Raw genomic sequence first — 4,294 nt, forward strand, 5'->3', positions numbered from 1 at the left:
AATCCCGGTAACGTTGAATCCGCTCTCGGTGAGTTTCCTTTTTTCTGTTTTTCCGTTTACGTTCACCGTTTCCATGTCCCTGCTATCGCTGATGAGCACAAAATCGAAAACATCCTGCCCACCTGAGCGCTTTACTTCCACAGTCTGCTTTTTCAAACGATAACCTACCGCACTAACCTCGAGTGTGTAAAAACCAGCTTTATCAACCTTAAGCTCAAAGCTTCCGTCGGCAGCGCTGACTGTGCCGGCCTTTAACGAACGGATCATTATGGTAGCCCCTTCGATGGGCAACTGGTCATTTCCTTTTACTCTTCCGGGAATCCGAAACTGGGTGCTTTGTGCATTGGAGAAGAAATTTACGGCACATAGAAGCCCCGTCAGCAGAATTTTATTAATTTGCATTGATTTTAATTGTCATACGTTAAAATTAACCCCGCCAGCGGGGACAGGCCGTACTGTTACCAGCAGTCCGGCCTATTTTATTTTCATTAGATCGACTTTAGGTCCTTATTGATCTGCATCGCAAGGTTCAAGGGCAAAAAGTCCTCCATATAGCGCTGGTCCACCACGATAATATCGGGCGAAATCCTGCTCATCTTCAAGGCCACATAAGTGACACCTTTCTTACATATAAAATTTTTGGGCGCCTTTCCGTTCTGTGAACAGTTGGAGGCAAAGTTCAGGCTGATATCCTTAACCGAATTGTTTTCGATCAGCATCACATCACAAAAAGTGACATTGCCCGATGAGTGTGCGATATTGGCGCTGATATTCCCTTTTGGAAGTGCGGTAAAAATAAGGCCGTCTATATTTTCTGTCTTCGAAATCCCACCACTGAGGTTATTGATGAGTACCGTCCTTGAGCCAGCAGCATTGGGCTGGGCATCAAAATACAATCCTGCACAGATAAACAACAGCGCAAAAGCTCCGGCAACAACCAGACCGCTGCGCAACAGTTTTAACCTCTTGCGCCTTAAATCCTGATGAACAGTCGATTGCTCGATAGCAGACCAAAGTGATTGTTCTATTCTGTGCTCAGTTAGCCCGTCATGAATAAAAACTGGATCTTCTTCACCTTCTTCGAGCCACGAGGCTATGGCGGCAGATTCCTCCGCTGTGCATTCGCCCAGGTGGTACCTGCGAAAAGTGTCTTCATTTATCGAGTATCTGCCCATATATCTTAACAGTCGCTCGTGGAAAGGTTTACCCCTACGCCTTATTAAGATTCTTTTTAAATAAAATGCAAGCTACTGATAATCCGAAAGTTTTAATTTAAGATAAACGTACGTGTGATCATTTTCCAGAAGGCTGGAGCATTAAAAAGGAAGATTTTGCGGAAACCGATCCCCGGATGGCAGGTCCTTTGATCAGATTCCCATTTTTGACATCATAAAGGTATATCCTGGATTCTCCCTGTTTTTCATTGACAACAAAAGTGGCATGCGCTCCGTCATATAAACCACTTGTGCCCCAAACAAAGTTCGGCTGGAGCTGATCTTTAAGCAATAATTTCAGTGTCTTTCTTTTCACGTCCACTAGATAATAATCACTCTTTCCTGTACTGGGAAAAGCGATCGTTGAAAGGATTACCTGATCTTCTCCAGCCTGGGTAATGCCCAGTAGATGCGCGCCCTTCAATTTTGACGAAAGATCAAAAAAATATTCTGGATCAAAGCCCCCTCTGCCTTCGCCAACGCGGTAAAAAGCCGTAGGAGCGGTCGGATGATTACCGTGATAAAATACGGGCGAGGTAAGCACATACAGCGCCCCATCCCCACCTTCGAAATAGTTGAACAGACCGTTTACTCCGGCTCCCGGAAAGGCCGACCTAGTATCTTTGGCCAGTGATAGCCGCTTTAAAGAGGGATAATCCATCACCGCCAGATATGAGGTATCACTGCAATGGTCATAATCTTCCCCAAAAGAGCTATATCCCACATAAAACCGGTTACCCTTTAAAATACCAAAGTTATCGCTTGGATTTTGACCGCTTGCCACAGGCAATAAAAGTTTTCCGCGCCTGATCACCTTCATATTTTTGGTGTCCACTACTGCAAAAGAAGAAATATTATTTTTGCCGCGACCACTGATATAAAGCTCTTCAGCATCAATCTTGGAGCTAAAAGAGATATATTCAAATTCCGCGAGTATAAGCTTACCCGTTTCGGTCAGCCCTTCAGGAGAATAGGCATACTTCTGCATTGCTCCGGTATTTTTATCCATACTGAGCAGAAAACTATCCTGCGGGATAACAGCTGATCCTAGATGATCATTGATGGCTGTTCCATGGTCAGTACGCAACACAAGGGATGAATCCAGTGAATCAAACCAGATCATATTGTCCTGTTCCCTGGAACCTTTTTCGCCATTGATCAGCAGCAGGTATTTTCCCTTTGTGGATTTCTTTTGTGCACCCGACCTGCAGTTCACGATCAACGTCGCAATCAGGCATAAAAACAGGATACGGTTACAATAACAGGATAATCTGGGCTTCATTCATTTTTGTATTGGCCAAGCCTTTGGCGGATGTAGGACATTGCCTTGGTGATCTGGCTCTCCACGGTTTTTTCTGAAACCAGTAAAGAGGCAGCGATCTCCCGGTTGTTTAACCCATCCTCACGGCTCAGCTTATAAATCAATCTGCGGCGCTCTGGTAGCCGCTCTACCAGCACTTTAAGTTCCTGGGAGAGGAAACTGTAAGCAACCTGTTTTTCGGTTACCGATTCAGATTCCCGCACATAAAGCTGTGATTCCCCAAGGTTTCTCTCCTGCTGGATCTTTTCACGAAAGTAACCAGATATTTTGTATTTGATGGAACGGACCATATATTTTTCAATGGAATCATTAATGATGAGCTCCCCACGCCTTTCCCAGATCGATCGGAAAAGATCATGCACAAGGTCCTGAGCGATCGCACTGTCCCCGATATTCTGATAACAGAGATAATAAAGTTTTTTCCAGAACTGTTTATAGATCAGCACAAAAGTATCCCCGTTCACACGGAACACCTGTTTTTGATCTAGTTCTTCTGCTTCAGACAATTTCCTGGATATTAAGCGGCAAAGTTAAAATTATTTAGATCAATTCCAAATAAAGAATATTCACATTGTAAATCAAATAGAATTCTGGTCTTTGATCCTAAATAGAAGAATTTATTAATGAATCGAGTATCCGCCATCATACTGATATGCACACCATTTCAAAAAAATGAATCTGCGTTGTTACAGTATGATCTAGGTACCGGATTTACTGTCACTTATATTTTTTCTAACCGTTCCTGTGCGGCCTTACATAAATCGATCTGACAGCATATTCGAGGTCATAAATGGCGAACTAACGGTTGTTGCTATAATTTCTTGAAAAAGGTTTTAACCTATACCAGTTTTGCCGCTCAGCAACTGGTATAGATAATTTTTAAACCTTCGGAGTTTAGACAGGATGCACACTCACTTTTTCGAAAACATAAGCAAAGTGTTTAAAGGTCTCGTTTGCTGCAACAATAGCTTCTTGTTCATCCTTCTCAGTCTTTGCCTGTGCATTTAAAACAGCTATAAAATTGCCCCACATCATGCCTGTAGCTTCTCCATAACCCGAAAAGAAAGAAACGCCTTTGATTACCCCTCCTTTTTCGAGCATTTTCACAATAATACTTCCTCCCATAATCGAACCTTCCAAAACGTATAATGCACCTAATGCCTGTACCACATTTTCAATTTTTGGTACGGTTGTAAAAGGAAGATTAGCAATATCGGCCCCAAGTTCTAAAATATCGGCTTTGATATAACTCGAGTTTCTACGCTGCGCATAATCGGGCAAAACTGATACTGTGATAAAGGGTTTTATTTTTTCTTCGATGTGACTGAAGTATGCAAAAAAATGTTTTAACAGATCTGCATAATCCTGATTGCTTCTGATGGCTTTTAGTTTTAAAACAACCTGTTTCTCCAGGTTCTGGTGCTCGACTTTTGTAGCCTCTTTAATATTAGTACTTAACATGTTTTGTAATTTATGGTGATTGAATAATTAATCTTTATATAAACGATAGGTTAATCCGGTCAGCAGTACACGCCCCGGCTGACCGGGCATTAACCGGTCGGTATAATTTAAAATATTGTCGGCTGTAAGCCTGATGCTTAAATGCTGTTTCATCAGTTTTTTTTCAAAAGCAGCATTGAGCATAAAAAAGCCATTTACAAAAGTGTCGTAACGATCGATAAACTGGTTTCCGTTACGATCACCAAAAGGATATTTGCCCCTGTAATTTACGCGAATGTTTAAACTGGCCTCCCACGGA

The 4,294-nt window shown here is 42.4% G+C and carries 5 protein-coding genes and 1 pseudogene; all 6 read right to left on the reverse strand.

Features of this window, described 5'->3' with window-relative positions:
- Positions 1–402 (reverse strand): carboxypeptidase-like regulatory domain-containing protein (locus R2R28_RS28930; protein WP_316829139.1); only part of this gene is annotated, 402 nt, incomplete at its 3' end.
- An 86-nt stretch (positions 403–488) separates the two neighbouring features.
- Positions 489–1,175: a hypothetical protein gene (locus tag R2R28_RS28935; protein WP_316829140.1), complete on the reverse strand. Its 687-nt coding sequence runs from the start codon at positions 1,173–1,175 to the stop codon at positions 489–491.
- A gap of 118 nt (positions 1,176–1,293) precedes the next feature.
- Positions 1,294–2,496, reverse strand: a complete 1,203-nt coding sequence (locus R2R28_RS28940) for a hypothetical protein (protein ID WP_316829141.1) — start codon at positions 2,494–2,496, stop codon at positions 1,294–1,296.
- Positions 2,493–3,041: a sigma-70 family RNA polymerase sigma factor gene (locus R2R28_RS28945; RefSeq protein WP_316829142.1), complete on the reverse strand. Its 549-nt coding sequence runs from the start codon at positions 3,039–3,041 to the stop codon at positions 2,493–2,495. The genes R2R28_RS28940 and R2R28_RS28945 overlap by 4 nt, the downstream gene beginning before the upstream one ends.
- Positions 3,042–3,429: 388 nt before the next feature.
- Complete coding sequence (locus tag R2R28_RS28950; protein WP_316829143.1) at positions 3,430–3,996, reverse strand: biliverdin-producing heme oxygenase; 567 nt, start codon at positions 3,994–3,996, stop codon at positions 3,430–3,432.
- A 27-nt stretch (positions 3,997–4,023) separates the two neighbouring features.
- Positions 4,024–4,294, reverse strand: a pseudogene (locus R2R28_RS28955) (TonB-dependent receptor); the annotation flags it as partial.

Source organism: Pedobacter miscanthi (assembly GCF_032678605.1).
GTDB classification, from domain to species: domain Bacteria; phylum Bacteroidota; class Bacteroidia; order Sphingobacteriales; family Sphingobacteriaceae; genus Pedobacter; species Pedobacter miscanthi_A.

Coding starts and splice junctions, on each gene's coding strand:
- R2R28_RS28935 (WP_316829140.1), bottom strand. CDS start 1,175: ATGGGCAGATACTCGATAAATGAAGACACTTTTCGCAGGTACCACCTG.
- R2R28_RS28940 (WP_316829141.1), bottom strand. CDS start 2,496: ATGAAGCCCAGATTATCCTGTTATTGTAACCGTATCCTGTTTTTATGC.
- R2R28_RS28950 (WP_316829143.1), bottom strand. CDS start 3,996: ATGTTAAGTACTAATATTAAAGAGGCTACAAAAGTCGAGCACCAGAAC.